The following is a 25845-nucleotide window of genomic DNA, read 5'->3' as shown; positions in this document are numbered from 1 at the left end:
TTATACCCAATTGGTGTACGCTAAAAACTAACTATGGCTGATACTCATAACTTACGCGTGGTGTAATATTACATAATAGCTCGTAAGGGATAGTATCAGCGCACAGTGCTATTTCTTCAACTGGAAGCTCAGGGCCCCACATAGTGACTCTGTCGCCAACTTTAATATTATGCTCATTAGCGCCTATATCAACGCTGATCATGTCCATAGCTACGCTTCCTACAATACCATAACGCTGCTCACCAATTATTACCGGTGTCCCCTCTTTAGCATGCCGAGGATAACCATCACCATAACCCATAGCCACTACAGCTAACTTGGTTGGTTTATCGCTTTTCCAACGACCACCATACCCAACAGCCTCATTAGCAGGCACATCACGCACTGCAATTACGCGCGTAGTTAAGCGCATAACTGGTTTTAATTTGTGTTGCTGCCCAACGCTATTTGCCATTGGCGATACACCATATAACATAAGCCCAGGACGCACCCAATCGCCATGACCGCTTGGCCAGGCAATAATACCAGCCGAATTTGATAAACAATGCGCTTGGTCAATACCATTCACTAAATTATCAAACAACGTAATTTGTTGAACCGTTTTAGCATTATCAACGTCATCAGCACACGAAAAATGGGTCATTAAATTAACGGTATTTTTAGCGTTAGGTGTTTTTTGCAAGCGGTTATAAAACGCTTCAAACTGCTCTGGCGCAATACCTAATCGATGCATACCTGTATTTACTTTTAACCAGCATGTTATTGGTGCATCTAGCTTTGCTTTTTCAAGCGCCGCTAATTGGTACTCATCGTGAATAATAGTTTGAAAATTGTTGGCGAGCAGAATCGGTAAGTCGGCTTTGTTAAAAAAGCCTTCTAGCAAAACAATTGGTTTTGTTAAGCCCCCAGCTCGAAGGGCGAGCCCTTCATCTATACGTGCCACAGCAAATGCGTCAGCATTATTTAAATGCTGCGCAATCGTTACTAATCCATGCCCGTAAGCATTTGCTTTTAGCACCGCCATTACTTTGCTGTTAGGTGCAAAGCCCTTAACTTGCGCTAAATTATGCGCAAGTGCCGTTAAGTTAATTTCAGCAGTGGCTAAGCGCATTAGTAATCGTCATCTACCGCTTGTCCCGCGTAATTATCAAAGCGAGAAAATTGACCTTGGAATGTTAAACGCACTTTACCAATTGGGCCGTTACGTTGTTTACCTATGATAATTTCAGCAATACCTTTATCGGTACTGTCTTCGTTGTAAACTTCGTCACGGTAAATAAACATAATTAAATCGGCATCCTGCTCTATCGATCCTGACTCACGTAAATCTGAGTTAATTGGGCGCTTATCGGCACGTTGCTCTAGCGTACGGTTTAGCTGCGAAAGCGCAACAACCGGACATTTTAGCTCTTTTGCTAGTGATTTAAGTGAACGCGAAATTTCAGCAATTTCAAGCGTTCGGTTATCAGCAAGGCTAGGTACGCGCATTAGCTGCAAGTAATCGACCATGATCATACTAATGCCGCCGTGGTCACGCGCAATACGACGCGCACGAGAGCGAACATCGGTAGGTGTTAAGCCCGAGGCATCATCCACATACATTTTGCCTTTTTCCATCAACAAGCCCATTGTTGATGAAAGTCGCGCCCAATCGTCATCATCTAACTGACCTGTACGTACCTTAGTTTGGTTAATACGGCCAAGAGACGCTAACATCCTCATCATAATTTGTTCTGAAGGCATCTCTAGCGAGTAAATTAGCACGGGTTTGTCTTGAGTCATTGCGGCATGTTCTGCAAGGTTCATCGCAAAGGTGGTTTTACCCATTGAAGGACGCGCTGCAACAATAATTAAGTCAGACGGTTGCAGGCCCGTCGTCATTTTATCAAGATCGGCATAACCTGTACTTACACCCGTTACACCATCTTGTGGCGATTGATAAAGCTCTTCTATTTTATCAACGGTTTTTTCGAGTATGTTATGAATACTTTGCGGGCCTTCCGTACTTTTTGTACGTTGCTCGGCAATTTTAAATACTTTGCTTTCGGCAAAATCGAGTAGGTCGTGACTAGTACGCCCTTCGGTATTAAAACCCGCTTCGGCTATTTCATTTGCCACGCCAATCATTTCACGTACAACAGCACGCTCACGTACAATGTTTGCGTAGGCATCAATGTTGGCTGCACTTGGCGTATTTTTAGCAATTTCGGCTAAGTAAGCAAAACCCCCAATACCTGCAAGTTTATTATTTTTTTCTAAACTTTCAGAAATAGTGATTAAATCTATCGGATCGCCAATCTCAGCAAGTGCCGTCATCGCCTCAAAAATTAACTTGTGCGTGCGGGTATAAAAATCCTGTGATACAACAAGCTCAGCTACGCGGTCAAAAGCTTGGTTATCAAGCATTAAGCCACCTAAAACAGATTGTTCAGCTTCTATTGAATGGGGAGGAACTTTAAGAGTATCGACTTGCTTATCTGGTTTGGCCATAACTTCACAGTAGTAAAATTGAATGGCTCTATTCTATCGACTTGCAGGGGCTGTGCAAATAGAAAAGCAGGAAATCTTTCCTGCTTTTTGTAATCGTGATGGGGAATGAGTGTTATTTGGTACGAAGCTCTATTCGTCCACTTATGGTATCCATTTCAACATTTGCATTACCGCCATTAATACTAAACTCTAAATCACTGGCTGGGCCATATTTAGCTTTACTGACTTTGTCACTACTGACTTTGTTAATGATTTTACCATTAGCATGGGCTTTAATTTCAAACTTTGCTGATACACTTTGTGGGAAATAAAAATCGGCATCACCACTTACTGATTCAAAACGTACATCACCGCCTTTTAAAAGCTCGTTAATCTGTACTTCTGCTTCGCCATTGACCGTATTAATACGTAGGTTTTTAATAGCCGATAGCGTAAATTCTATATCGCCATTTACGTTTTCAAGGCGTACATCATTAGCGCTTGAAGTTGATTTAATATCACCATTAACAGCGCTAAAACGCAACTCACCACTTGATTGCCTATCGTTAATTTCACCATTTACGGTTTCAAACTGAATATTCCCGTTTAAGTTCTCAGCGTTCACATCACCATTTACAGTGGTGAGCTTAATGTTGCCAGTAATATCATCTACCGTAATTTCGCCGTTAACCACATCAACTTCAGCGCCGCTTTTAAGCTCCTTTGCAGTCACCGATACATTAACACCCGCAAACTCTAAGCTACTGCTTTTAGGCATAAATATAGTTAGGTTTGAGCCGTCACCATTATTACCCCAATTTGATTTACGGGGCATTTTTACAATAAACTGTGTTTTATCGCCACTTGTTTTAAGCTCATAACCCTGTGCTTTATCATCAAGCTCGCCAGATACTTTAAATTCGTTTTTATCCCAGCCTGTAATATGTATATCACCGCGTTGGTTTTCAATAAAAATAGTGCCGCCACTTGGTACGTCTATTTGCTTATCTATTTTTTCACCCGCAAATGCCGCCAACGGAAATAAGCTCAGTCCTAATAAAATCGCTTTCATATCATACTCCTAAATGTGCTGCCAACGTGGCGCGTGCACCTTGTTAATTAAATCAAGTTGTTGTTGATATATTTGCGCTAACATTGTCAGTAGCGCTTGGTTTTGTGGTTCGTTTTCAAGAGCTTGCTTTATGGCTTGCTCAGCTTCTTCAAGCTCTTGTAGTTGCGTTTGCCAGTTAGTGGTTAATGCTTCTTTATTTTCGTATTCAACTAACAAACTATTTTTTTGAGCCGAAAAGTAATCACTTATAGCCACTACGGGCTGTGGCTCAGGTGCTATAACAAATATATTAACAGCAATTAAAGCAGCCACAGTACACGCTGCTATTGCCGTTAGTTTTGGCCAAATAATAGTGCTGTTTGGGTTCTGCTTATTATTAACAATTGCTCGCTCAATCCCCGCCCATAAATCTTTTTGTGGCGTAATTTCTTTATCAAGCGTGTTTAATGACTTGTTTAAGTAGTCGTTAAAGTTTGGTTTACTCATTTTCATACCACTCTTGTAATAACTGCCTAGCACGATGATATTGTGACTTACTTGAACCAACAGCCATACCTAATTGCTCCGCGATTTCCTCGTGCCTGTAACCTTCAATAGCAAATAATACAAATACCATACGTGCGCGCTCAGGAAGCCTTACTATTAACTTATCGAGGCCATTTAAGCCTTTGCAGTCGTTAGCTGATTGCTCATCCATACCGCTGTGTTCAATACTTACTACTTTTTGTAACCAGTTTTTTTGCTTGCGCAGGTAACTTATCGCTACATTACTGGCAACACTATATAGCCAAGTAGAGAACTGCGAACGCCCATCAAACAATGCTATTTTATGCCATACCTTTACAAATACCTCCTGGGCGGCGTCTTCGGCGTGTGCTTGGTCTGCTAATAAACGTAAACATAAACCGTATACTCGTTTTATATGTAACTCATAAAGCGTTGTGTATGCGCCTTGATCACCCGATTTAACTCGCTCAATGAGTGCAGCTTCGCACAAAGGCGTTGGTTCGGGTTTAACGTGTAACATCCGTGATGCCGCCTTTTAATTATTATTGTTGAGTTGCTATTTAAGTGTATTGATAAGTTAGACGTAATGACAGTTCGAAAAGGTTTAAAAGGAATGAAAAAATAATTGAATAAAAAGGGGATTATACGAGGTTGTATTAAATTGTGCCCTCAACTAATGAAGTTAGCCAAATTATAGGCACAAAAAAGCCGTGCTAATAGCACGGCTTTTTTAGCTTAATTAAAAATTAAGCTTCAGCGATTACGATTACTTTGATAGTAGCCGTTACGTCTGAGTGAACTGAAATTGATACGTCAAATTCACCAGTCTCACGGATAGTACCTAGAGGCAAACGAACTTCTGACTTAGCAACTTCAACACCAACAGCTGAGATAGCGTCAGCGATGTCACGAGTACCGATTGAACCGAATAACTTACCTTCGTCACCAGCTTTAGATACTAATGTAACTTCTGCTAATGCTTCTAGTTTTTCAGCGCGTGCTTGTGCAGCAACTAACTGTTCAGCGATTTTCGCTTCAAGTTCTGCACGACGAGCGTCAAACGTTTCAATGTTAGCTTTAGTCGCAGGAACTGCCTTACCTTGCGGGAAAAGGAAGTTACGTGCGAAACCAGATTTAACTACAACCTGTTCACCTAGGCTACCTAGGTTAGCGATCTTATCTAGTAGAATAACTTGCATGTTTCTACACCTTTTAAAAACTGTTAATCCGCTGCTTACTTATGTAAGTCAGTGTATGGAAGAAGGGCTAAGTAGCGAGCACGCTTAATAGCAGTTGCTAGCTGGCGCTGGTATTTAGCGCTAGTACCTGTGATACGGCTAGGTACGATTTTGCCACTTTCTGTAACATAGTTTCTAAGAGTAGCTAGATCTTTGTAATCGATTTGTTGTACGCCTTCCGCTTTAAAGCGGCAGAACTTACGACGTCTGAAATAACGTGCCATGAGATTAATTCCTCAAATAATTCTTTCTATATGCTGAGCATGCAAAACCAATTGGCTAAGGCCGTTACGACCTTCGTGGCGATTTAAAAAACCACTCACTTGCAATGCCTGCCCAACGTGCAAATGTTGAGTCTGTTGTTGCATTTGCTTTCCACTGGCAACTACCTGAAGCCTCACATAACTATTACGGTTAAGGTCTGCTTCGGTTTGCATCGATTTATGTTCTACAACAAAAATACAATGCGGGATGCCAGCAGGGCTTTGGCTAAACTTGGGAGTTTTACAAACTACCCCAGATATAACCAGCTGATTCATATATGGGCTAACCATTATAATAACTGCTGACTACATGCCATGCTAGGACTCAAAACAATTAAGCAGCTGGTGCTTCTTTCTTCTCTTCTCTTGCAAGAGGAGACGCTTCAGTTACAGCATTTTTAGTACGCATAACTAAGTTACGAAGCACTGCATCGTTGTAGCGGAAAGTAGTTTCTAGCTCGCTGATTACTTCAGTAGGTGCTTCAACGTTCATAAGAACATAATGAGCTTTATGAAGCTTGTTGATTGGGTAAGCCAGTTGACGGCGGCCCCAGTCTTCAAGACGGTGGATAGTACCACCAGCTTCAGTGATAGAACCAGTATAACGTTCGATCATACCAGTTACTTGCTCACTCTGATCAGGGTGAACCATGAATACGATTTCGTAATGACGCATGGATATTCCTTACGGTTAATAGAGCCTTCTACCGTTTCGGCCGGTCGGTTTAAGGCAAGGAATTAATAGTTTAAAAGCCGAAATGAGCGCGCATTTTACGCTTAGACGGATAATTAAGCAAGCAGGTTTTTTAAGCTTTTATAGATAAGAGTTTAAAGGCAATTATTGCGAGCTTCGCTCATCCCGTTAGCAAGCCTTAGGCCTAAAGGAAAAGCTAAACTCGTAGTTTAATATTTATCATATACGCCAAGCTTGCGCGCGTAAAAAGCGCAGCTTTTAATTACTTAAGTCTAACACCTGCCTCAAAATATAAGTATTTACTCAAACTTAAAGCCGTGCAATTATTAAGCAATACATTAGTAAATAAGGATATTTATGAAGCTCTTACTATCGCTTGTATTAATACTTACTTTTAGTACACCATTTTTAAGCCACGCAAAAACCAATACAACCGACATAACCGTTGGTAAAAAAGTCATTCTACAATCAAAAATACTTAACGAAGACAGACCCATTAAAATTTTCATACCTGACACTGTAAAAGACGATCAGCCGCTTTATGTTATTTATTTACTTGATGGTGTTGAGCACTTTCATACGGCGTCTGGTGTTATTAAATCCCTTGTTGATTACGAGCAGATACCTAACGCAATGCTCGTTGGTATTGATACAACTAACCGTGTTCGCGATTACTTACCTAAAGTAGATGGTGAGCCTAAAACTGAGTTTCAAACCTTTGTAAAAAATAAATGGCCTGATGCTGGGCAAACAGACAAGTTTTTAAAGTTTGTGTCTGATGAACTCATGCCTTACATAAACAGTAATTACTCAACTAACGGCTACAACACCTTAATTGGCCACTCTAATGCAGGTACTTTAGCGCTTTATACTTTAGTTAATCAGCCTGAGTTATTTAATAACTATATAGCTATAAGCCCAAACAGTTGGTGGAGTGATGAAGAATTAAAAAATAATATTATAAAATACACTAAAAATCCTAAAGGCGGTCAATCGTTATTTATTAGTGTAGCAAGTGAAGGGTCACGCTTTTATACAGGTGTATTAAATACTTTTGTAAATTTAGAGCAACAAATGCCCACACAGCTAAAATGGGAATATAAGCATTACCCTACTTTTAGCCATATGGGCACCATACTACCAGCCCTTAGCGATAGCCTAATTAACTTATTTGGCGACCTAATTTTTAGCGTTACTGACGAGCACGGAAGATTTGCTGATGTATCGCTCATTACAGGTTATTACAAAGCACTGAGTGATAAGTACGGGTTTGAGCTTAAAATTCCACAAGATGTATACGTAGAATTTGCTCATAGCCAGCAAAAATTTGGTAACACAGCTAAAGCTATTACCACGCTTAAACACTTTACTACCCATTACCCAAATGCAGCCTATTCTCACATGCGTTTATCGCAAGGCTATACTGCAAATAAGCAGTTCAAAGAGGCCGTCACCAGTATGAAATACGCATTAGAACTTGCTAAGCAAAACTCGCGAGATCCAATGTTAATTGATGCACTCAAAGATATGGTGAATGAAGCACAAAAGAATTTGTAACTGATTTAACGCAAAGCGCTTTTTAGCTAACAATAGTAATTACGAGCTACGCTCGTCGCGTCAGCAAGCTAAACGCCTACAGGTAAAATTAAGCTCAGTGTTAAACTTTACACGTAGACGCTGAGCTTGCTCGCGTGAAAAGCGCAGCTTTTAATATATTTAAAACCACCATAAAACAAAAACCGATGTTTAAACTAAACATCGGTTTTGAATAAAAAAGCCCATTTGATTTACTTACAAATGCTTTTTAAGAAACTCAGTAACCTCTTTGTATTGTACTTTTAAGCTTTCTGGATCATCAAAAAAGTGTGTTCCGTCATCAATTTCAACATACTTTATATCTAGGTTTCGCTTTGCTTTATCATAAAAATATTTTGATTGTCGATAGTCGACTCTCGTATCTTTTGTCCCATGGATAAGCAAAATTGGGGCTTTAATTCGGTTAATCATATTGATTGCCGAAACCTCAGATAATGCATCAACGGCTTTACTATCAGTCATATCAACAATATTACCTAGGTAGGCATCTTGTCGCTCTTCATCTTCAACTAACCCTTTTAGATCCGATATTCCAGAAATACTAATAATGCATTTAAAGCGTTCGGGCTCTTGCCATGCAGCTGTTAATGCAACATAACCACCATAACTTGCGCCATAAATACATGCATTATTTTTTGATGTTAATCCTGTTCTAGTAGCCCAATCCATTGCATCATATACATCTTGTTGCATACGTTTACCCCACTGATAATAACCATCAGTTTCAAAAGCACTACCAAAACCTTCTGAGCCCCTGAAGTTCACTTGCAATACCGCATAACCTAAACTAACTAAATATTGAAGCTCTCGATTAAAGTATTTGTAGTCTCGACTATGCGGTCCTCCGTGAGGCATTACAATTAGCGGCGGAGTTTTAATTCCTTCTGGTTTTGTAAAATAGCCTGAGATTTCAGCTCCATCGCTCGCTTTAAAGCTATAGTTTTGCACTGGTACAAATTTATTACGTGCTAAATAAGGAAATTTAGATAGCCAAGCGCCGCCCTTCTTTGTGTTTAAATCAAAATAATAATAAGTAGGGCTGACTGAATCACTTATTACATTTACAAGAATTCGTGTTCTATCTTTACTACGGCTAACAATACTAGCTTGCTTATCACCAAATAAATTAGCAACCATAAGCTCTTGCTTACCGTCTACCTCTGAAAAATAATGGCTCTTGTAGAAATCATCATAGTAGCCAACCCCTATAAAATCGCCCTCACTATTAACGATTGCATTATTTATATCGTATTTATCATTGCTATAAACAAGCTCTTCAAACTCCCCTGACTCGATATCATATGACCATAAAGCTTGTCTGTTTAATACACGATCAGAAAGGACGTAAGCTTTTGTACCATCTTCATTAAGGCCTTGGATGGAGAAAGTACTATCTTCACCCAAAATATGGGTATGAATCATTTTTAATGCTTCATCTTTCTTTGCTCGATACCATATTGAAGCAATAAACTTATCATCTTTTTTATCAATTGCGATCCCCAGGCGTAAAACTCCCTTAGGGTCTGCATACCAACTTCCAATATTTTCTTTATTCCTCTGAATTTTATCAAAACTAGAATCACCTAATTCAACTTTAAAAACAGAATAAGCTTTATCTTTTTCATCAAACGTTGACACTAGCGCGAAATCTGGCTCATTTTTAAGTGAGGAAACGAGTCTGAAACTCTGATATCTATACCACTTATATTCAGAAAAACGTCGCGTAGTTAGCATTTTACTTTCATTGGTTTCAACATTGATCGAATATAACCTTGAAACTCTCATGTATTGACCATTGACATATTCAGGGTAACTAGCAGAAACAATGATATATTTATTACCTGACCAACGAATAAAGTCGACTCTGTCTTTATCTTTTTTGAGACTTGCTAATATATTGAATTCGATACTAGGAAATTTAGCTAAACTGATAGTAGGGCCTTCAGCAGTATTATAAAGTGTTGCTATCATTTCTCCATTTGGCGATATTTGTGGTTGCTCTACCATTGGAAGTTTAGCGTAAGACTCCCACGGTTTATCTTTTGCATGAACTACAGACGCAGTTAATAAAAAAAATAAGAGTGTTATTTTTAACATTTATTTCTTCCTTAAAATTTAGTAAAAACTTTTTATTATATTTAATGTAAAAATAACAAAGTTTACCGAAAAAACATACAAAGTAAGTACTTAATTTATTTTAATAAAAAACCGATGCTTAAATTAAACATCGGTTTTTTATTAAAAGCGAATAACTAACCGCTTTTCTCGTGGAGTTTTGTTTCACTCAACCTACATCACTTCCCTATCGCCTCTTTGGCGAACAGGTGTTTTATTGGGCCTAAATTATCAATGAGTGAGAGCCCTACTCCGCGAATAAGTTTTTTAACCGGGTTTGCACCTTCAAATAACTCTTTTAGCCCTTGCATCATGGCTATGTGCTTTTGCGCATCGAGCTTACGGGTACGTTCGTAATCGCGAAGTGTGCGCGTGCTTGCAAATTCTTTATTATTACTTGTTAAAAGCTCAATTAAATAAGCGGCGTCTTTTAGGCCTAGGTTCATCCCAAGCCCTGCAAGTGGATGGATTGTATGTGCAGCATCGCCAATGAGTACCACTTTGCCTGAAACCCATTGCTGAGCGTATCGCATTTTAAGTGGGAAAGCTGCGCGCGCACTTTGCACTTCACATAGCCCGCATTGGCCATCTATGGCTGCCATTACGGCTTTATTAAAGCTGCTGTCGTCCATTGCAAGCAGCTCATCGCAGTGGTTTGGGCTGGTAGACCATACTATTGAATGGGTATTTGCATCGCTCAGTGGTAAAAATGCCAGCGGCCCGGTTGGTAAAAACACTTGGCGTGCGGTATTTGCGTGCGGCTCTTTAGTTTTAACAGTCGCAACTAGCGCATGGTGATCGTAATCTTTAAAGCTAAGCGCCATATTAAATTGTTTACGTATAGCTGAGTTTGCCCCATCAGCGGCCACCAGCAGTTTTGCAATAATTGGCTCGCCGCTTTTAAGCGTTATAAATACATCTGATTCGCTTTGATGTATTTGCTGATACTGCGTATCAAACATTAGTGTTGCGCTGCTTTGTTGCTCTAGCTCTTTTATAAGCGCGTAGCGGATAATGTCGTTTTCAACAATGTGGCCTAAATGCTCAAGCTCAAGTTGTTCATTATTAAATGCTATTTTGCCAAAACTGTCGGCATCACGTACGTCCATATGCGTATAAGCGCACGCTCGCTGTGCGATAATTTCTGGCCATACATTTAATTGCTCAAGCAAGGTTTGACTTGCAATGCTTAGCGCACTTACACGCAAACCATATTCGTCAGTTGGCAACACTTGTGTTGGTGCGCCGTCGAGTACAACGACGCTTATATCGGCTTTTGCCAATCCAAGTGCTAGTGTTAGCCCTACGCAGCCACCACCTACAATACAAACCTGTGCTTGCTTCATAAACGCCTACCTTGTTTAACTTGCCCCATTAACTGTTTGGCTAATGGCGCTTTTAATGCGGGAAATAAATCCATCGAAAACAACCCAATACTGCGCCCCAATGCGAGCACTCGCGATGAGTTTGAAAAAAGCCTAACAAGTGCATCGGTTAAGCTCATTACGGTTTTTATATCATCACTGCGCTTTTTAGAATATTCACGTGTAAACGCATAGCTGCCTAAACCGTGTTGGCTGTTTGCTATTAAATTACTAAGTACTTGCACGTCGCGAAGGCCTAAATTAAAACCTTGTCCTGCAATAGGATGAATAGCATGTGCAGCATTACCAATGACCACTGTACGGTGCGCAGTCAAAGACTCGACTTGCCCGTAAACGAGCGGGTAACTCGTGCGCATGCCTACTTTAGTAAATTGACCACCGCGATAACCAAACGCACTTTGTAGGGCACTTATAAAGTCTTGTTCATTAAGTGCCATGTGCTGTTCAACCTGATCTTGGCTCATACACCACACCAACGAATAACGGTTATTGCTCATAGGTAATAACGCCATAGGCCCGCTTTGTGTAAAGCGCTCAAAGGCATGATTATTATGCCCACCAGCCACTTCTACATTAGCAATAATTGCGCCTTGTTCATAAGGCTGGGTATTAAAACCAAGCCCAAGTAAATTACGTGTGGGTGATTGTGAACCATCAGCAATAACCAATAGCGCTGCGTTTAATTGCTCGCCGCTTTGCAGGGTGAGTGTATTGCTATGCAGAGTTTGCTCAATGGCAATTACGCTATCGGGGCACAAAAGCGTAATATTTGATTGCGTTAAACGCAGGTGGAGCGCTCGGCCAAAAGGGTTAACTTCTACTACGTAACCAAGTGAAGGCTTAGCAAATTCGTCGCAATTAATATGCGCTTTGCCAAAGTGGCTTCGATCAGACACGCTCACTTTTTTTATTGCGGCGGTGTAAGGGGCATTTTGTTCAAATAAATTGAGGCTTTGTAAATACTCTACCGATTGCTGAGCAAGTGCAATGCTTCTGTCGTCAAAGCTTGGGTGGTAGTCGCCGGTAACTTGATTAGCTTCTACAACGGCAATATTTAACGCGGGATTAGTTTTAGCCACACTTAACGCGCAGCTTGCTCCCGCTAAGCCACCACCAATAACAACTACATCAAACTGCTTAGCCACTTTACTCTCCGAGCTTTATACGTTTTTAGCACTTTGCATAAGTGCTTCTATATCGCTAATTTTTTTAGGTACGCTTAGGGTCAAGTTTTCATGGCCGGTTTCGGTAACTAGCAAGTTATCTTCGATACGAATACCAATGCCTTTGTATTTTTGCGGTGCGCTTGAGTCTTCGCTGATATAAAGCCCAGGCTCTATGGTGAGTACCATACCCTGCTCAAATGCACGCTCAACGTTATTTACTTTGTAATCGCCAACATCATGTACATCTAAACCAAGCCAATGCCCAAGCCCGTGCATGTAATATTCTTTACATGCACCTTTTGCCATTAGCTCATCAAAGTCGCCGGTTAAAATACCTAAATCAAGTAAACCTTGAGTCATTACTTCCATTGCTAATTTATTAGCATGCGACATGTAACCACCTGGTTTCACTTCATCAAAGGCAACTTCTTGCGCTTTAAGTACAATATTGTAAAGCGCGGCTTGCTCTTCGCTAAATTGACCATTTACTGGAAAAGTACGGGTGATATCGGCGGCGTAACCTTGTAGTTCACAACCGGAGTCTATAAGTACCAGGTCGCCATTTTTTAATACATCGCTATTTTGCGTGTAATGTAAAATATTGGCGTTATCGCCACTGCCAACAATTGTGCCGTATGCAGGGTGCGGCGCACCATTCATGGCATAATGATGATGTAGCTCAGCCTCTAGCTGAAATTCAGTAGCTCCGGGGTGTGAAAAACGCATAGCGCGCATGTGCCCTCGCGCACTAATTTCACAGCCTTCTCGCATAATATTTACTTCGCTTGGCGATTTAAACAAACGCATTTCATGAATAAGGCCGCGTATTTCTTTTAAAGTACTCGGTGCTTTGAGGCCTTTTCGCGCACCACTTCGAAGTGTACCTAGTAACGTAAACACTTTAGTATCAAATGAAGGATAAGCACCTTGTGCAAAATAAATTGCATCTTTTTCAGTTAGTATAGTCAGTAGCTTATCGTTTAATTCACTTAGCGGGTAAGCTTCATCAAACAAGTAGTCGCTTTTAGCTTTATCAAAGCCGACTCTGCGGCCATGCCAAATTTCTGCAAGCTTGTCTTTATCTAGGCAAAATAAAGTACTAGGTGCATCGCTGTTGTTACATAGTACAAGTACAGCGTCGGGTTCGTTAAAGCCTGTTAAATAAAAAAAGTCGCTATCTTGTCTAAATGCATATTCGGTATCGCGGCTACGCGTCACTTCGCTCGCAGCGGGAATAATAGCAACGCTATTTTTATCCATTTGCGCAAGTAAACGCTCACGGCGTGCTTTAAATTCTGACTTTTGTACTTCAACCATTATCAACCAACCCGTTTAACTTTTTAAACTAATGAAGTGTTTTTTTAGTACTTTGCGTGTTTTGCTCTTTACCAAGCTCTGCAAAACAAAGTAGTGCTGATACGCGCACATATTCAATCACTTCGTGCAGCGCTTGGCTGTCTTCTTCGGTTTCTTCAAAAGTGGTATCTAGGCGAGTGATTTCGCTAAAGTCAGTAATAACCTCTTTAACATCGCTCGATAGTTTACCGTAATCTTTTTGCTTTAAGCCAAAACCAAGCATAAAGCCTGCTACCCATGATACGAGGCCATTAGCCTGATCGATGAGTGTTTCGTCATCGTTTGGTAAAAATAAATCAAACTGAAATTCGTCATCATTAAAGCTCGCAACTACTTGCTTATAAATAGTGCCAAAAAACTGCTTTAAATCGTTACTAAATGATTCACCATCGTTAAACACATCGCTCAAAAGGCCTAAGTATTCTTTGTCGTCAATGGTTAAACCACACGCAAGTAAACCACTAATTACACCATGCGCTTCGGCAGGTGATACAAATATTTCGTTTTTTTCTAAAAGCAGTTGAGCTTTTTCGTAATCGGGTAAATCGTTCATAATCGAATCTTCGCTTTGCAAGTTAAGGCAATGCTACCACTCGATAAAAAGCAACTCCAATTAATTGTATGATCAAGCTCAAAAACCATGCGATAAAGTAAATGACGAGTTAAAGGTGCGGGAAAACTAAGCGAACGGTTTAATTTTTTACGTTTAGGGTTTAAGGATTGGATTATGTCTTATATACTTAAATTGTTCCCTGGGGTACCGGAGCTTGGTTAAGTCCCTGAGCCGATAAATTTTATACCAGGATTTCTGTTCGTCTACTATTGTGCAAGCTCGGCATGTACCGAGAAGCCTACGGTAAACCGCAGATTTCCGCCCTGAAACCTTCTGGTTTCAGGACTGAAACCGGGTACCGTATCTTGGGGAACACCTTCTTATTTTTATACTCCCTCTTATTACTTATTCATTTTTTTGTTATACCTTCGTACTTTATTTTATAATTTTTGGCAAAAAAAGCTGCAAGCAATTTCTTACTTACAGCTAAATTTTAAATGCTTACGCCTATTTACTTAAACCAACCTTGAAAGCGCTCCATCATCATGTAGTTTATTGGCACTAACAATAAAGTAATAAAGGTCGCAAAAATAATCCCAAACCCTAAACTTACCGCCATAGGTATTAAAAACTGCGCCTGAGTTGCTTTTTCAAATAATAACGGCATTAAGCCAATAAAGGTCGTTAAACTTGTTAGCATTACAGGGCGAAAACGCGATGCACCGGCAAGTTTAACTGCATCTAGTAATTTGCCGCCTTCACTGCGCTTTTTATTGATAAAATCAACTAGTACAAGGGAGTCATTTACTACCACCCCAGTTAAGGCGAGCATACCAAGCAAGCTCATAATGGTTAAATCCATGCCCATAATCCAATGCCCGACTACAGCACCTATCATGCCAAATGGAATTACACTCATTACTATAATTGGCTGTAAGTAAGACTTAAGCGGTATCGCTAATAGCGCATAAATTATGAAAAATACAAACACAAGTGCCCAAGCCAATGAGCCAAACGACTCTCGCTGCTCTTTAGCCTCACCTTCTAGTTTGTAATCTACTCCAGGATATTGCTGCATTAATTCATCTAAATACTCCGTTAAGTCAGCCTGGAGTATGGTCATATTGGTGTTATTTTTTTCGATATCCGCTGTTACATTTAAAGTACGGTAGCGGTCTATTCGGTTAATAGTTGACGGGCTTTGCCCTGCGGTAAGAGTTGCAACATGCGATAACGGCACCGAACCACCAGTAGGTGTATTGATGAGTATATTTTGTAAATCGGCAACTGAGCGGCGCTCGTCTATAGGCAAGCGAACCATTACACGTACATCATCACGCCCGCGCTGAATACGTTGGACTTGCGAGCCAAAGAACGAGTTACGCACTTGGCCTGCAACATTGACTCTATTTAAGCCCAGCGCTAAGCCCTGCTGCGTAAGCTCTATTTGTAACTCTTCTTTACCATCAGACATGCTATCTGCAATATCAAATACCGTTGGGTAGGTCGATAAACGGGTTTTAATGTGATCAGCCACGTCTTGTAAAATAGTCAACGAAGTCCCGCTAAGCTGAACATCAATTGGGTCAGAACTTCGGCCAATTTCAGCTCTAAACGTTAAGCTTTCAACGCCTGGAATGACACCAATTAAATCGCGCCATTCGCTGGCAAGCTCTCTTGATCCTATGTCTGATTCACGCTTTTCAGCCGGTGTTATTTCAAAGCGTACAGAACCTGAATTAGATACACCACCGCGCCCACCTGTTGTGGCTAATATATTTAAAATAACGCTTTCACCTGTATCTGGGTCGCGGTATTTTTCTTGTAATTGCTGCGCCTTTTGCGACATATCAATTACGTATTTATTAGTGACTTCAAACGGCGTACCTGTTGGTAGTGTTAAGTTAACGCGGACTGTTTCGCTTGGTATACGCGGGAAAAATACAAACTTAGTCCAACCACTAGTGATCATAGTTAAAATTATTATAAACACACCAACAAACAAACTTACCGAAGCCAATTTATGGCGCAGTGCTAAATTTAAAGTTGGTTGGTAGTATTTTAAAATCGCGTTTTCAAATCCATCTGCAAAACGCTGTTGAATAACATCAAACTTTGAAGGTTCGCCTTTTTCGTGGCGTAGTTTTATATATTTTAAATGTGCGGGTAGTACAAATTTAGATTCAATCAATGAAAACAATAATACCGGAATAACCACTACCGGTATTTGTGCAAACAAAGCACCGCGCGCCCCTTCAATAAAGGCCAAAGGTAGAAAGGCGGCAACGGTAGTTAATACACCAAATGTTACTGGTGTTGCGACTTCTTGAGTACCTAAAATTGCAGCTTGCTCCCCCGACTTAGCTGTTTTTAAATGGGTATAGACATTTTCGCCAGTAACTATGGCGTCATCAACAACAATCCCAAGTACTAATATAAAGCCAAATAAGCTCATAATATTAAGCGTTACGCCAAAAATAGGCATCGCTATAAACGCGCCCATAAACGAAACCGGAATACCAATAAATACCCAAAATGCAATTGCAGGGCGTAAAAACAAAGTAAGTAAAGCAAGTACTAAAATACCGCCTTGTAGGGCATTGGTCGTTAGTGTGGCAATTCGACTTTTAACCAGCTCCGAATCATCATCCCAGTAACTTAGTTCAAATCCTTGTGGAAGGGAGCTTTGTTGCTCTTTTATGTAATTTTTAACTTCGTCAGCAACAGTAATCGCACTTTGTGGACCAATTCGATATACGTCGATAAATGCAGCCTGCTTACCATTAAAGCGAGTACGTACTGGGGTTTCTTCAAAATCGTCTTTAATTATTGCAATATCGCCTAAACGAATAATCGTGCCGTCAGCTTGGTTTTTAACAACAATATTGGCAAATTCATCTTTACGATATGCTTGCCCTTTAGAGCTTATAAGTACGTCCCCACCTTCAGTTTTTAAGTTACCAGCAGAAATATCAGAGCTTGAATTAGCAATGGCACTCGATATTTGTGCAAGGCTTAAATCGTACTGGCGAAGAACGTCTTGGCTTACTTCAATGGCAATTTCGTAATCACGAACACCACTTAGCTCTACCTGCGTCACATTTGGTAAACGTAGAATTTGATCGCGTACTGTTTCTGCGTATTCACGGGTTTCTTTTTCGCCGTAATCACTTGATACGGTAACCGCGATAACTTCGCGAATTCGTTCCGCAAGCGCGACTATTGGCTTTTCAGCATCAGCTGGAAAGGTATTAATTGCATCTACACGACTTTTAATATCAGCTAAAAGCTCACGCGGGTCGTAGCCCGTTTCAACTTCTATTGTTACAGAGCCTGAGCCTTCAGAAGAGCGGCTAAATATTTGCTTAATACCTTCTAAATCTTGTACGGCTTCTTCTATACGAATTGTTACGCCTTGCTCTACATCCTCTGGTGTTGAGCCGCGCAAACTTACGTTCACGCTTATCATGTCGGTTTCGAATGAAGGGAATACTTCAAGCGGTATTTTAGTCGATAAACTAAAAAGCCCCGACAGCAGCAACGTTACTAGCAATAAGTTAGCAGCAACATGGTTTTTGGCAAACCAAGCTATCATGGCTTATCTCCTTGCTTTGCTGGACGGCGTTTTTTTAACTCTTCAACACTAATACCAAGCTCTTTTGCTTTTTGTTCAAGTTGCTCAGCTGTAGGGCGCTTTCCTTTACCTTGCCCATTCGCTCCACGGCTTTTAGGTTGATCTGCGCTTTGTTCACCTAAAATACTTACTTGAGTTCCTGAACTTACTTGGCCAAGTGGAGTAATAACAAGTTTATCATTTGCGTTTAAACCGGTTTTTATCATCGTCTGAGTCGCATTTTGCCAAGCTAGTGTGATGTCTTTGCGCTTAAGTACGCCACCTTCAACAATGTAAACGTACGTTCCTTGATAAATTGTACTGTTAGGAATTATAAGTGCGTTAGATACTGTTCTGCCGGTAATTTGCGCTTTTATATACTGCCCAATTTTTATTGGGTACTGGTTATTTGCTGTTGCTTTATACGGGTCATTAATTTTAGCAACTACATAAAGCTGCTGTGCGCCTTCATCTATAGCACCTTCTGTGCGTGCTAATTGCCCTTGCCACGTTTGCTCACCTACTAAGTCAGAAGTAAATTTAACAATTGAACCCGCTTGGTTTTTAGCACCATCGCGATACTGCTCTGGTAAATTTACAAATGGGAGATCTTTATTTTTAATTGGTAGGCGAATCTCAACGCTATCGATTGCGTAAATGGTGGCTAGCTGTGTGTTGTTAGTAACAACTTGCCCTAAATCAACACTGCGGCTGAGTATACGCCCCGCATATGGTGCCGTTACTTTAGTGCGCTCTAAATCAAGCATCGCTTTTTCAAGTGCTGCCTGCGCCGATAAAACCTCAGCTTCAGCGGCTGCTAGTTGTGGCTCACGTAGTACTAAGCTGCTTGCCTGATTTGAGCCGCCAAGGCGCTTCCAATCGGTAATAGCTTGTTGCCCACGCGCCTTCTCTTCTAGCAAACCTTGCTCTGCGGTTAATAAATTGGCTTGAGCAGATTTAACTTCAGCCTGATGATCTCTGTCGTCTAGTTTTAAAAGTACATCGCCTTTTTCAAAAAAACCGCCTTCTCTAAAGTCATCACTTACTTCAATTATTTGTCCTGATGCCTGAGCCACTAACAAGCTTTGTGTACGTGGTTTTACAGTACCGTAGCTGTCTATCATCACTTGATAATTTTGTGGTTTTAGCTCAAGCGCAGCCACACTTATTGATGCCTTAGGAGGTGTCCCAAAGCGTTTAGCCTCAGGCGTGTTATTTTTAATAAACATAACAATTAAAATAGTGGCAACTATAACCACCGCTGGAATAATAATTTTTGCTGTTTTAGTTTTCATCGTTATTGCTCTTTAGTTCACTTGAGGGCTTTGCAAAATCACCACCAAGGGCAATGTGTAAGTTAATTCTATTGGCTATTAATTGGTTTTTAATATCGATTAAGGAGCTTTGCGCATCGAAAGAGCGATCTTGGGCATCAAGCACTGTCGTGTAAGTTACCAAGCCACTTTGATACTGCTCAAACGACAATTGCTCTGCAGCAAGTGCGTTTTCTTGCGCTTCAAGAGTACTGCTGTATTGCGCTTTAAGGGAGTGCTGCTGCGAAATTGCATTTTCAACATCACCAAATGCGTCATAAAGCGTTTGCAAATAAAGCTGCTCTTGCTTTTGAGTGTTAAGACGCGCTATTTCTTCGTTGGCTTTTAAGCGCCCACCTTCAAAAAGTGGCGCTGAAATACTACCTAACAAAGACCATGCAAGGCTTGATGGAGAAAACAAGTCGCTTACTCTGTCTGTACTATCACTTAATGAAGCTGTTAAATCTAAACTTGGAAAGCGTTGTTTGTGCGCATATGCCAATGATGCGTCGGCTGCTAAAAGCTCATACCAACTTGCACGTAGAGTAGGTTTTCGCGTTATAAGTTCAGAAGGTAATCCTAGAGGAATATCGGTATTAATAACAGGTAAGTCACTACTAGCAGTAATAGCGCCTTTTGGGTATTCACCAAGTAAACGCTCAAGTACACGTGCTGATGCCGATAAACTCGCTGTTTGAGTGGCAATGCGAGAGCGTTCATTATTAAGCTCATTACGCGCTAAATACACATCGAGCGCTTCGTTTATGCCTTGGCGATAGCCAGCTTCAATAATATCGAGATTTTGTTGTGAGTTGGCTTCGCGACGTTTAAATAAATCCAGTAATTGCTGCGCCGTAACCACATCAAACCAACCTGTTACCACATCAGCAACAAGTTGCTGTTTAGCTTGCTCAAAGCGTGCCTGCTGAGCTAAATAGTTAAGATTAGCTTCGCGCTTGGCGTCAGAGAGCTTACCCCATAAATCAACCTCGTAAGTTAAGTTTAAACTAGCTGAGCTTGCGTTGTCGTAACTTACAGGGCGGTTGTCTTTACTACGGCTTGTACGTGTTGATAAATCGAGGCTTGGCCAAAGTGCAGCGCCCGAGACTATAAGTTGCTGCTTTTGAATTTCAACATCATAACTCGTTTGCAAAAGCTGTTGGTTATTTTTAAGTGCTTGTTGTACAAATTTATTAAGCGTAGGATTTTGTAATTGTGTAAGCCATTGCTCTTGTACTTTTAATACTGAGCTTGATGCTTCTTGCTGCCATTGCTGAGGCATATTATTAGGTGCTCGCATGCGCTGCGACGAGTTTAAATCACTCGCACAGCCGCTCAGCAGCATCACACTAATTGCCAGTAGGGTTGGCTTGCATTGCCAGATCATAATTAAACCTAAATTACTGCTATTTATGAACGTAATTCAAGCACTTTGGCAAATTTTGCTCAACTTACTTTACATAACATTACATAGCTAGCGATGAATTAACATAATAGCCAGTTATACGGTAAAAATGAGTAAATGATCAGCAATTTTTAATACTAAAATTAACTTTTTGTAATGTGTTTAAGAGATTAACTATACAAAAACAAAAAAGCCCCGCTATAAGCGAGGCTTTAAATAAGTGTGCCGACTAACCGACTCGAGCAGGTAACTTATATAGACTACTGATTACAAGTCAGTTGCTTTGCTCTTAACTATGGGTATTTTTAATTCTCAAGTTGAAAACAAAAAAGCCTCGCTATAAGCGAGGCTTTTAAATAAATGGTGCCGACTAACAAAGTCGATCGGGTAACTTATACAGACTACTGATTACAAGTCAGTTGCTTCAAGTTACCTAAAATAAATGGTGCCGACTAACCGAGTCGAACGGTTGACCTACTGATTACAAGTCAGTTGCTCTACCAGCTGAGCTAAGTCGGCACACAAAACTGTGTGCTAAGGCACGTTCAATTTTAAAGATTGAGAACTTTTATAAAGCACTTAAAATAAAAAAACCTTGCATAAACAAGGCTTTTCAATAAATGGTGCCTCGACGCGGAATCGAACCACGGACACGAGGATTTTCAATCCTCTGCTCTACCGACTGAGCTATCGAGGCACATAAACTGTGCTAGTTACCGATTAATAAAATTAACCTTTAACTTAATAAATGGTGCCGACTAACCGAGTCGACGGGTAATTTGAACAGACTACCGATTACAGTTTTTCTTTTCAAACTACTTTAAATAAATGGTGCCGACTAACCGAGTCGAACGGTTGACCTACTGATTACAAGTCAGTTGCTCTACCAGCTGAGCTAAGTCGGCACACAAAACTGTGTGCTAAGGCACGTTCAATTTTAAAGATTGAGAACTTAAAGTAAATGGTGCCTCGACGCGGAATCGAACCACGGACACGAGGATTTTCAATCCTCTGCTCTACCGACTGAGCTATCGAGGCACATAAACTGTGCTAATTAATTGTGATACTTTACAATTAACTTTATATAAATGGTGCCGACTAACCGAGTCGAACGGTTGACCTACTGATTACAAGTCAGTTGCTCTACCAGCTGAGCTAAGTCGGCACACAAAACTGTGTGCTAAGGCACGTTCAATTTTAAAGATTGAGAACTTAAAGTAAATGGTGCCTCGACGCGGAATCGAACCACGGACACGAGGATTTTCAATCCTCTGCTCTACCGACTGAGCTATCGAGGCACATAAACTGTGCTAATTAATTGTGATACTTTACAATTAACTTTATATAAATGGTGCCGACTAACCGAGTCGAACGGTTGACCTACTGATTACAAGTCAGTTGCTCTACCAGCTGAGCTAAGTCGGCACACAAAACTGTGTGCTAAGGCACGTTCAATTTTAAAGATTGAGAACTTAAAGTAAATGGTGCCTCGACGCGGAATCGAACCACGGACACGAGGATTTTCAATCCTCTGCTCTACCGACTGAGCTATCGAGGCACATAAACTGTGCTAATTAATTGTGATACTTTACAATTAACTTTATATAAATGGTGCCGACTAACCGAGTCGAACGGTTGACCTACTGATTACAAGTCAGTTGCTCTACCAGCTGAGCTAAGTCGGCACACAAAACTGTGTGCTAAGGCACGTGTAACAATGTTTAAACTGTTGATTAAACTGTTGATTAAACACCACTACTTTAATAAATGGTGCCTCGACCCGGAATCGAACCAGGGACACGAGGATTTTCAATCCTCTGCTCTACCAACTGAGCTATCGAGGCACTTAAACAGTGCTAATTAAAAATCTTAAATGATTTTTAATGCAACCCCCGCTTGTCTCTAACGACTGAGCTATCTGGGCGTGCGGCGTATTAAACGAGTTTTGCCCTTACAAGTCAACTTTTTTTTTATTCTTTATAACTGTTTGAACGGTTTTCAGGCAACTCAGTGCATTTTTTATTAATAACGTTCATTTTTACCACAAGTCGAACTATAAATATAAATAAATCAGACTAAAACAGTAGTGAATTATTTTTTGTAAATGTTACGATTAGCTTAGATACGTACGATAGGGACTTATCGTAGTAAAATCACATCAATTGGAAACAATCAATGCAGAGTAAATTTTCATCGCCAGTCAAAGGCTTATTACCTCTTTTTTTAATCATAAATATTGCAGTAACAGCGCTTGCTATTATTGCCCACTCATTTTATTCACAAACTGAAGTTAAGACAGCCCAACCTGCATCATCTGTTAATATTGTAACGCTTGCCGATAGATTAGACTTACCTATGGTTGATGCATTAACTATGTATGGTCAAGGTAAAGTAAGGCAGTTACTTGATTTAACGTCGTTATTAGATGATGACTTTGAATATACTCTATATCGCTTCAATCCAACATCAGGTACTCAATTGGTATATAGCAGTAGTAAACCTGCTATCGCTTCAATTAAAACTGAAAAGCATCTAGTAGAAGAAGGCATCCTACACCACTTACTGCTGTTAAACGATCAACCTATTGGCGAGCTTATTATTAAGCAAAACCTAGCAACCGCTCCTTTAAGCGCTCAAAACTCTCAAGTTATTGCCTACATTATTGCTATAGCAAGCGTAGCTGCATTATTTATATTTACTTTAATGTTTAATATGTACATTAATAGTCGCTTACGAAAAAGTACTGACACTCTTACACAAGAGCTGCAGGCAATCACCGAAAATGCTAATTACAATAGTAGTGTTGATGAGCAGCTTGATATTGGTTTAGGTGTAGTGGCAAAAAACATTAACTTACTACTACAAAAAGTACAGACTGCGATGAGTGAGAATGACGCCGCACAAAAAGAGCTTTATAAATTACAAAATGGCCTAGAAGCCGAAGTGCAAAATCGTACTATAGCGCTTGAGCAAGCCACATTAAAAGCAGAGCGAGCAAGCGAAACCAAAACGACCTTTTTAGCCACAATGAGCCACGAAATAAGAACACCGATGAATGGTGTTATAGGCACTATTGATTTACTGCGCCAGACCGAACTTGATGGCGCTCAACATCGTTTAAGTACAATTATTCGTGAATCAGCATTTTCGTTATTGAGCATTTTGGATGATATCTTAGATTTTTCTAAAATTGAGGCTGGAAAGCTAAATATTGACCCGATCCCATTTTCGGTAACCGATACCATTGAAGAAGTTGCTCGAGTACTCTCATCAGTTGCTAAAAAACGTGAGCTTGATTTAGAGCTAGCAATAGCACCAGATATTCCAATCAACCTTACCGGTGATAGTGTGCGTGTACGTCAGGTGCTTTATAACCTATGTAGCAACGCAATTAAATTCACTAGCACTGATGAAAAAACCCAAGGCCATGTAAAAATATCAGTAGAGGTGGTTCATAATACGACTGATCACTTTACCTTACGCTTTTGCGTAACTGATAACGGTAAAGGCATGTCGCAGGCGCAACTTCGCGAAATATTTAATCCATTTATTCAAGCCGAAAACTCAATTACCCGAGAATATGGTGGCACCGGTTTAGGTCTTTCTATTTGTAAAAGCTTAACTGAGCTTATGTTAGGTACTATTCATGTAACTAGTCATACGGGAATTGGCAGTGAGTTTACAGTAGAGCTGCCCTTTAGCACATCGGGTAAAATTAAGTACGCACATAAAGGTGCATTAAATGGCAAGAAAATTGTTGTAGTTAGTAATCACCTAGAACGTGAAAAAACAATGTACCGTTATTTATCGTTCATGGGCGCTAAAATAATTTATGCACACACAGAAGAAGAAATTGAAGAGCACCAGCATTCACAAGATATTATTTGGGTGGCTGATGGCATAGACAATATGGATAAAACTAATGCGCTGCTTAGACGTTTATTTTATTCATTAGAGGATTATAACCAACAAGTTGTAGTACTAAGTAAGCTTGATGAAGCAGCTATAAATCATAAAAACATTTTTTATATTAATGCTTCTCCTCTATGTAAATCTAACTTTATGCTTTCTATATTGGTGGCTGCAGGGTTACATACACCTAAGCAAATTAAAAAAACCAAAACACTTAATAACTATTTAAATGTTGAGCAGGCACGTAATTCAAACAAATTGGTTTTACTTGTTGAAGATAACCTTCTAAACCAACAAGTCCTCACCAATCAACTACATATACTGGGCTTTGGCGTTGAAATAGCGAACAACGGTGAAGAAGGCCTAGATATGTGGAGAAAAGGTGATTACTCACTTATTTTAACCGACTTACACATGCCTAAAATGTCGGGTTACGATATGGTCGAAAAAATCCGTAATGAAGCAGAGCTATTAGAATCGATTGATGCACAACCTTACATTATTGCTGTAACAGCAAACGCACTTAAAGGCGAAAAAGAACGCTGTTTAGCAGTAGGTATTAACGACTTCATTACCAAACCTATAGAGCTGAACGCGTTAGAAGAAACTCTAAAACGTTGGAGCGATAAACAAAGCCAAAACCCAAATGTAGTTATCCATCAAACTATGGCACTACCTATTGATATGGAAGCTGTTGCTAAATATGTAAACGGTGATGACGCTAAGCAAATTCGTTTTTTCAAAATGTATTTAGAACAAAGCCAAGGCTTAATTAAGAGTATTAATTCCGGCGTTATGGTTAACGATTTAAATGAGATTATTGAAGGGTGTCATCAATTAAAATCGATCTCCAAGACAATTGGTGCCCAAACGGTGGCAGAACTTTCAAGTGCATTTGAAGATAAATGTAAAGAAGGTGAACTCACAACCGATGAATTAATAGAGTTAAGAGATAAGCTGGAAATTGAATACTCTAAAGCTGCTCAATTTTTAAAGGAACAAATTAAAATATCTGAGCAAGAAGATGAGTTAAATGAATAAATAAACATAAAAAAGGGCTAAATAGCCTAATGCCAGTCAGTTAAGCTGACTGGCATTTTTCTTTTTATGGGGATACTTAGATGGTTTTGGCTTAACCCATCGGGGATATCTTCTATCCTCTCGTCTAGCTGGAAGCTTAAATAAGAC

Annotated in this window: 19 protein-coding genes, 10 tRNA genes and 1 other RNA gene; 3 read left to right on the top strand and 27 right to left on the bottom strand. The window is 40.1% G+C overall.

Annotation, left to right across the window (positions count from 1 at the left end; genetic code table 11):
• Window positions 1-31: 31 nt before the first annotated feature.
• The 9 genes from alr to rpsF form a co-directional block, all read right to left on the bottom strand.
• Window positions 32-1111 (bottom strand): alanine racemase, encoded by a 1080-nt coding sequence (gene alr, locus I6F10_RS06460; RefSeq protein WP_197098641.1) that lies wholly within the window; start codon window positions 1109-1111, stop codon window positions 32-34.
• Window positions 1111-2490, bottom strand: a complete 1380-nt coding sequence (dnaB, locus tag I6F10_RS06455) for a replicative DNA helicase (protein WP_197098640.1) — start codon at window positions 2488-2490, stop codon at window positions 1111-1113. Before dnaB ends, alr begins: the two co-directional genes overlap by 1 nt.
• 112 nt (window positions 2491-2602) lie before the next feature.
• A complete protein-coding gene (locus I6F10_RS06450) occupies window positions 2603-3541 on the bottom strand; it encodes a DUF4097 family beta strand repeat-containing protein (RefSeq protein ID WP_197098639.1) in 939 nt (312 codons plus the stop codon).
• A gap of 9 nt (window positions 3542-3550) precedes the next feature.
• Entirely contained in the window at window positions 3551-4033 is a 483-nt protein-coding gene (locus I6F10_RS06445; RefSeq protein WP_024596807.1) for a hypothetical protein, read from the bottom strand.
• Window positions 4020-4568: an RNA polymerase sigma factor gene (locus tag I6F10_RS06440; RefSeq protein WP_165743332.1), complete on the bottom strand. Its 549-nt coding sequence runs from the start codon at window positions 4566-4568 to the stop codon at window positions 4020-4022. Before I6F10_RS06440 ends, I6F10_RS06445 begins: the two co-directional genes overlap by 14 nt.
• Window positions 4569-4794: 226 nt before the next feature.
• The gene (gene rplI, locus I6F10_RS06435; protein WP_002962755.1) at window positions 4795-5247 is read right to left on the bottom strand and encodes a 50S ribosomal protein L9; all 453 of its coding nucleotides are present in this window, start codon (window positions 5245-5247) and stop codon (window positions 4795-4797) included.
• Between the two features lie 35 nt (window positions 5248-5282).
• Window positions 5283-5510, bottom strand: a complete 228-nt coding sequence (rpsR, locus tag I6F10_RS06430; RefSeq protein ID WP_002962753.1) for a 30S ribosomal protein S18 — start codon at window positions 5508-5510, stop codon at window positions 5283-5285.
• Between the two features lie 12 nt (window positions 5511-5522).
• A complete protein-coding gene (gene priB / locus I6F10_RS06425; protein ID WP_004588456.1) occupies window positions 5523-5840 on the bottom strand; it encodes a primosomal replication protein N in 318 nt (105 codons plus the stop codon).
• A gap of 43 nt (window positions 5841-5883) precedes the next feature.
• Window positions 5884-6225 (bottom strand): 30S ribosomal protein S6, encoded by a 342-nt coding sequence (rpsF, locus tag I6F10_RS06420; RefSeq protein WP_002962750.1) that lies wholly within the window; start codon window positions 6223-6225, stop codon window positions 5884-5886.
• A 375-nt stretch (window positions 6226-6600) separates the two neighbouring features.
• Here rpsF and I6F10_RS06415 point away from each other — a divergent pair, with 375 nt between their 5' ends.
• Complete coding sequence (locus tag I6F10_RS06415; protein WP_197098638.1) at window positions 6601-7800, top strand: alpha/beta hydrolase-fold protein; 1200 nt, start codon at window positions 6601-6603, stop codon at window positions 7798-7800.
• 234 nt (window positions 7801-8034) lie between these two features.
• Here I6F10_RS06415 and I6F10_RS06410 read toward each other — a convergent pair whose 3' ends face one another.
• From I6F10_RS06410 to I6F10_RS06390, 5 genes are all read right to left on the bottom strand, one after another.
• Window positions 8035-9936 carry an alpha/beta hydrolase family protein gene (locus I6F10_RS06410; protein ID WP_024604894.1) on the bottom strand — a complete coding sequence of 634 codons (1902 nt, stop codon included), beginning with the start codon at window positions 9934-9936 and terminating at the stop codon, window positions 8035-8037.
• A gap of 197 nt (window positions 9937-10133) precedes the next feature.
• Entirely contained in the window at window positions 10134-11300 is a 1167-nt protein-coding gene (locus I6F10_RS06405) for an FAD-dependent monooxygenase (RefSeq protein WP_197098637.1), read from the bottom strand.
• Window positions 11297-12484, bottom strand: coding sequence for a 2-octaprenyl-6-methoxyphenyl hydroxylase (ubiH, locus tag I6F10_RS06400; protein ID WP_197098636.1), 1188 nt, complete (start codon window positions 12482-12484; stop codon window positions 11297-11299). The genes I6F10_RS06405 and ubiH overlap by 4 nt, the downstream gene beginning before the upstream one ends.
• Window positions 12485-12499: 15 nt before the next feature.
• Window positions 12500-13822, bottom strand: coding sequence for a Xaa-Pro aminopeptidase (gene pepP / locus I6F10_RS06395; RefSeq protein WP_165743340.1), 1323 nt, complete (start codon window positions 13820-13822; stop codon window positions 12500-12502).
• Window positions 13823-13850: 28 nt separating this feature from the next.
• Window positions 13851-14414 carry a UPF0149 family protein gene (locus tag I6F10_RS06390; protein ID WP_002962745.1) on the bottom strand — a complete coding sequence of 188 codons (564 nt, stop codon included), beginning with the start codon at window positions 14412-14414 and terminating at the stop codon, window positions 13851-13853.
• Window positions 14415-14607: 193 nt separating this feature from the next.
• Here I6F10_RS06390 and ssrS point away from each other — a divergent pair.
• Window positions 14608-14790, top strand: a non-coding RNA gene (ssrS, locus tag I6F10_RS06385) — 6S RNA.
• Between the two features lie 135 nt (window positions 14791-14925).
• Here the strand turns inward: ssrS and I6F10_RS06380 are convergent.
• From I6F10_RS06380 to I6F10_RS06320, 13 genes are all read right to left on the bottom strand, one after another.
• Complete coding sequence (locus I6F10_RS06380; protein WP_197098635.1) at window positions 14926-18009, bottom strand: efflux RND transporter permease subunit; 3084 nt, start codon at window positions 18007-18009, stop codon at window positions 14926-14928.
• Window positions 18006-19322, bottom strand: a complete 1317-nt coding sequence (locus I6F10_RS06375; RefSeq protein WP_165743342.1) for an efflux RND transporter periplasmic adaptor subunit — start codon at window positions 19320-19322, stop codon at window positions 18006-18008. Before I6F10_RS06375 ends, I6F10_RS06380 begins: the two co-directional genes overlap by 4 nt.
• Window positions 19312-20727, bottom strand: coding sequence for a TolC family protein (locus tag I6F10_RS06370; RefSeq protein ID WP_165743345.1), 1416 nt, complete (start codon window positions 20725-20727; stop codon window positions 19312-19314). Before I6F10_RS06370 ends, I6F10_RS06375 begins: the two co-directional genes overlap by 11 nt.
• Before the next feature lie 461 nt (window positions 20728-21188).
• A tRNA-Thr gene (locus I6F10_RS06365) sits at window positions 21189-21264 on the bottom strand.
• A 102-nt stretch (window positions 21265-21366) separates the two neighbouring features.
• Window positions 21367-21442: transfer RNA gene (locus I6F10_RS06360), tRNA-Phe, on the bottom strand.
• Between the two features lie 132 nt (window positions 21443-21574).
• A tRNA-Thr gene (locus I6F10_RS06355) sits at window positions 21575-21650 on the bottom strand.
• A 57-nt stretch (window positions 21651-21707) separates the two neighbouring features.
• A tRNA-Phe gene (locus I6F10_RS06350) sits at window positions 21708-21783 on the bottom strand.
• A 51-nt stretch (window positions 21784-21834) separates the two neighbouring features.
• Window positions 21835-21910 (bottom strand) — tRNA-Thr (locus I6F10_RS06345).
• Window positions 21911-21967: 57 nt separating this feature from the next.
• A tRNA-Phe gene (locus I6F10_RS06340) sits at window positions 21968-22043 on the bottom strand.
• Window positions 22044-22094: 51 nt separating this feature from the next.
• Window positions 22095-22170, bottom strand: a tRNA-Thr gene (locus I6F10_RS06335).
• A gap of 57 nt (window positions 22171-22227) precedes the next feature.
• Window positions 22228-22303, bottom strand: a tRNA-Phe gene (locus tag I6F10_RS06330).
• A 51-nt stretch (window positions 22304-22354) separates the two neighbouring features.
• Window positions 22355-22430: transfer RNA gene (locus tag I6F10_RS06325), tRNA-Thr, on the bottom strand.
• A gap of 83 nt (window positions 22431-22513) precedes the next feature.
• Window positions 22514-22589 (bottom strand) — tRNA-Phe (locus I6F10_RS06320).
• Window positions 22590-22920: 331 nt separating this feature from the next.
• Between I6F10_RS06320 and I6F10_RS06315 the strand changes: the two genes are divergently transcribed.
• The gene (locus tag I6F10_RS06315; RefSeq protein WP_165743347.1) at window positions 22921-25698 is read left to right on the top strand and encodes a hybrid sensor histidine kinase/response regulator; all 2778 of its coding nucleotides are present in this window, start codon (window positions 22921-22923) and stop codon (window positions 25696-25698) included.
• Window positions 25699-25845 lie beyond the last annotated feature (147 nt).

This window comes from Pseudoalteromonas sp. SWYJZ98, assembly GCF_015864495.1.
GTDB classification, from domain to species: Bacteria; Pseudomonadota; Gammaproteobacteria; order Enterobacterales; family Alteromonadaceae; genus Pseudoalteromonas; species Pseudoalteromonas distincta.
This window is presented reverse-complemented; position numbering and strand designations above follow the sequence as displayed.

Bases quoted from the DNA above. Each gene is read 5' to 3' on its own strand.
- I6F10_RS06450 (WP_197098639.1), bottom strand. From the start codon at position 3,541: ATGAAAGCGATTTTATTAGGACTGAGCTTATTTCCGTTGGCGGCATTT.
- I6F10_RS06410 (WP_024604894.1), bottom strand. From the start codon at position 9,936: ATGTTAAAAATAACACTCTTATTTTTTTTATTAACTGCGTCTGTAGTT.
- dnaB (WP_197098640.1), bottom strand. From the start codon at position 2,490: ATGGCCAAACCAGATAAGCAAGTCGATACTCTTAAAGTTCCTCCCCAT.
- I6F10_RS06315 (WP_165743347.1), top strand. From the start codon at position 22,921: ATGCAGAGTAAATTTTCATCGCCAGTCAAAGGCTTATTACCTCTTTTT.
- rplI (WP_002962755.1), bottom strand. From the start codon at position 5,247: ATGCAAGTTATTCTACTAGATAAGATCGCTAACCTAGGTAGCCTAGGT.
- I6F10_RS06370 (WP_165743345.1), bottom strand. From the start codon at position 20,727: ATGATCTGGCAATGCAAGCCAACCCTACTGGCAATTAGTGTGATGCTG.
- pepP (WP_165743340.1), bottom strand. From the start codon at position 13,822: ATGGTTGAAGTACAAAAGTCAGAATTTAAAGCACGCCGTGAGCGTTTA.
- I6F10_RS06375 (WP_165743342.1), bottom strand. From the start codon at position 19,322: ATGAAAACTAAAACAGCAAAAATTATTATTCCAGCGGTGGTTATAGTT.
- rpsR (WP_002962753.1), bottom strand. From the start codon at position 5,510: ATGGCACGTTATTTCAGACGTCGTAAGTTCTGCCGCTTTAAAGCGGAA.
- priB (WP_004588456.1), bottom strand. From the start codon at position 5,840: ATGGTTAGCCCATATATGAATCAGCTGGTTATATCTGGGGTAGTTTGT.
- rpsF (WP_002962750.1), bottom strand. From the start codon at position 6,225: ATGCGTCATTACGAAATCGTATTCATGGTTCACCCTGATCAGAGTGAG.
- I6F10_RS06380 (WP_197098635.1), bottom strand. From the start codon at position 18,009: ATGATAGCTTGGTTTGCCAAAAACCATGTTGCTGCTAACTTATTGCTA.
- alr (WP_197098641.1), bottom strand. From the start codon at position 1,111: ATGCGCTTAGCCACTGCTGAAATTAACTTAACGGCACTTGCGCATAAT.
- I6F10_RS06445 (WP_024596807.1), bottom strand. From the start codon at position 4,033: ATGAAAATGAGTAAACCAAACTTTAACGACTACTTAAACAAGTCATTA.
- I6F10_RS06405 (WP_197098637.1), bottom strand. From the start codon at position 11,300: ATGAAGCAAGCACAGGTTTGTATTGTAGGTGGTGGCTGCGTAGGGCTA.
- I6F10_RS06390 (WP_002962745.1), bottom strand. From the start codon at position 14,414: ATGAACGATTTACCCGATTACGAAAAAGCTCAACTGCTTTTAGAAAAA.
- I6F10_RS06415 (WP_197098638.1), top strand. From the start codon at position 6,601: ATGAAGCTCTTACTATCGCTTGTATTAATACTTACTTTTAGTACACCA.
- I6F10_RS06440 (WP_165743332.1), bottom strand. From the start codon at position 4,568: ATGTTACACGTTAAACCCGAACCAACGCCTTTGTGCGAAGCTGCACTC.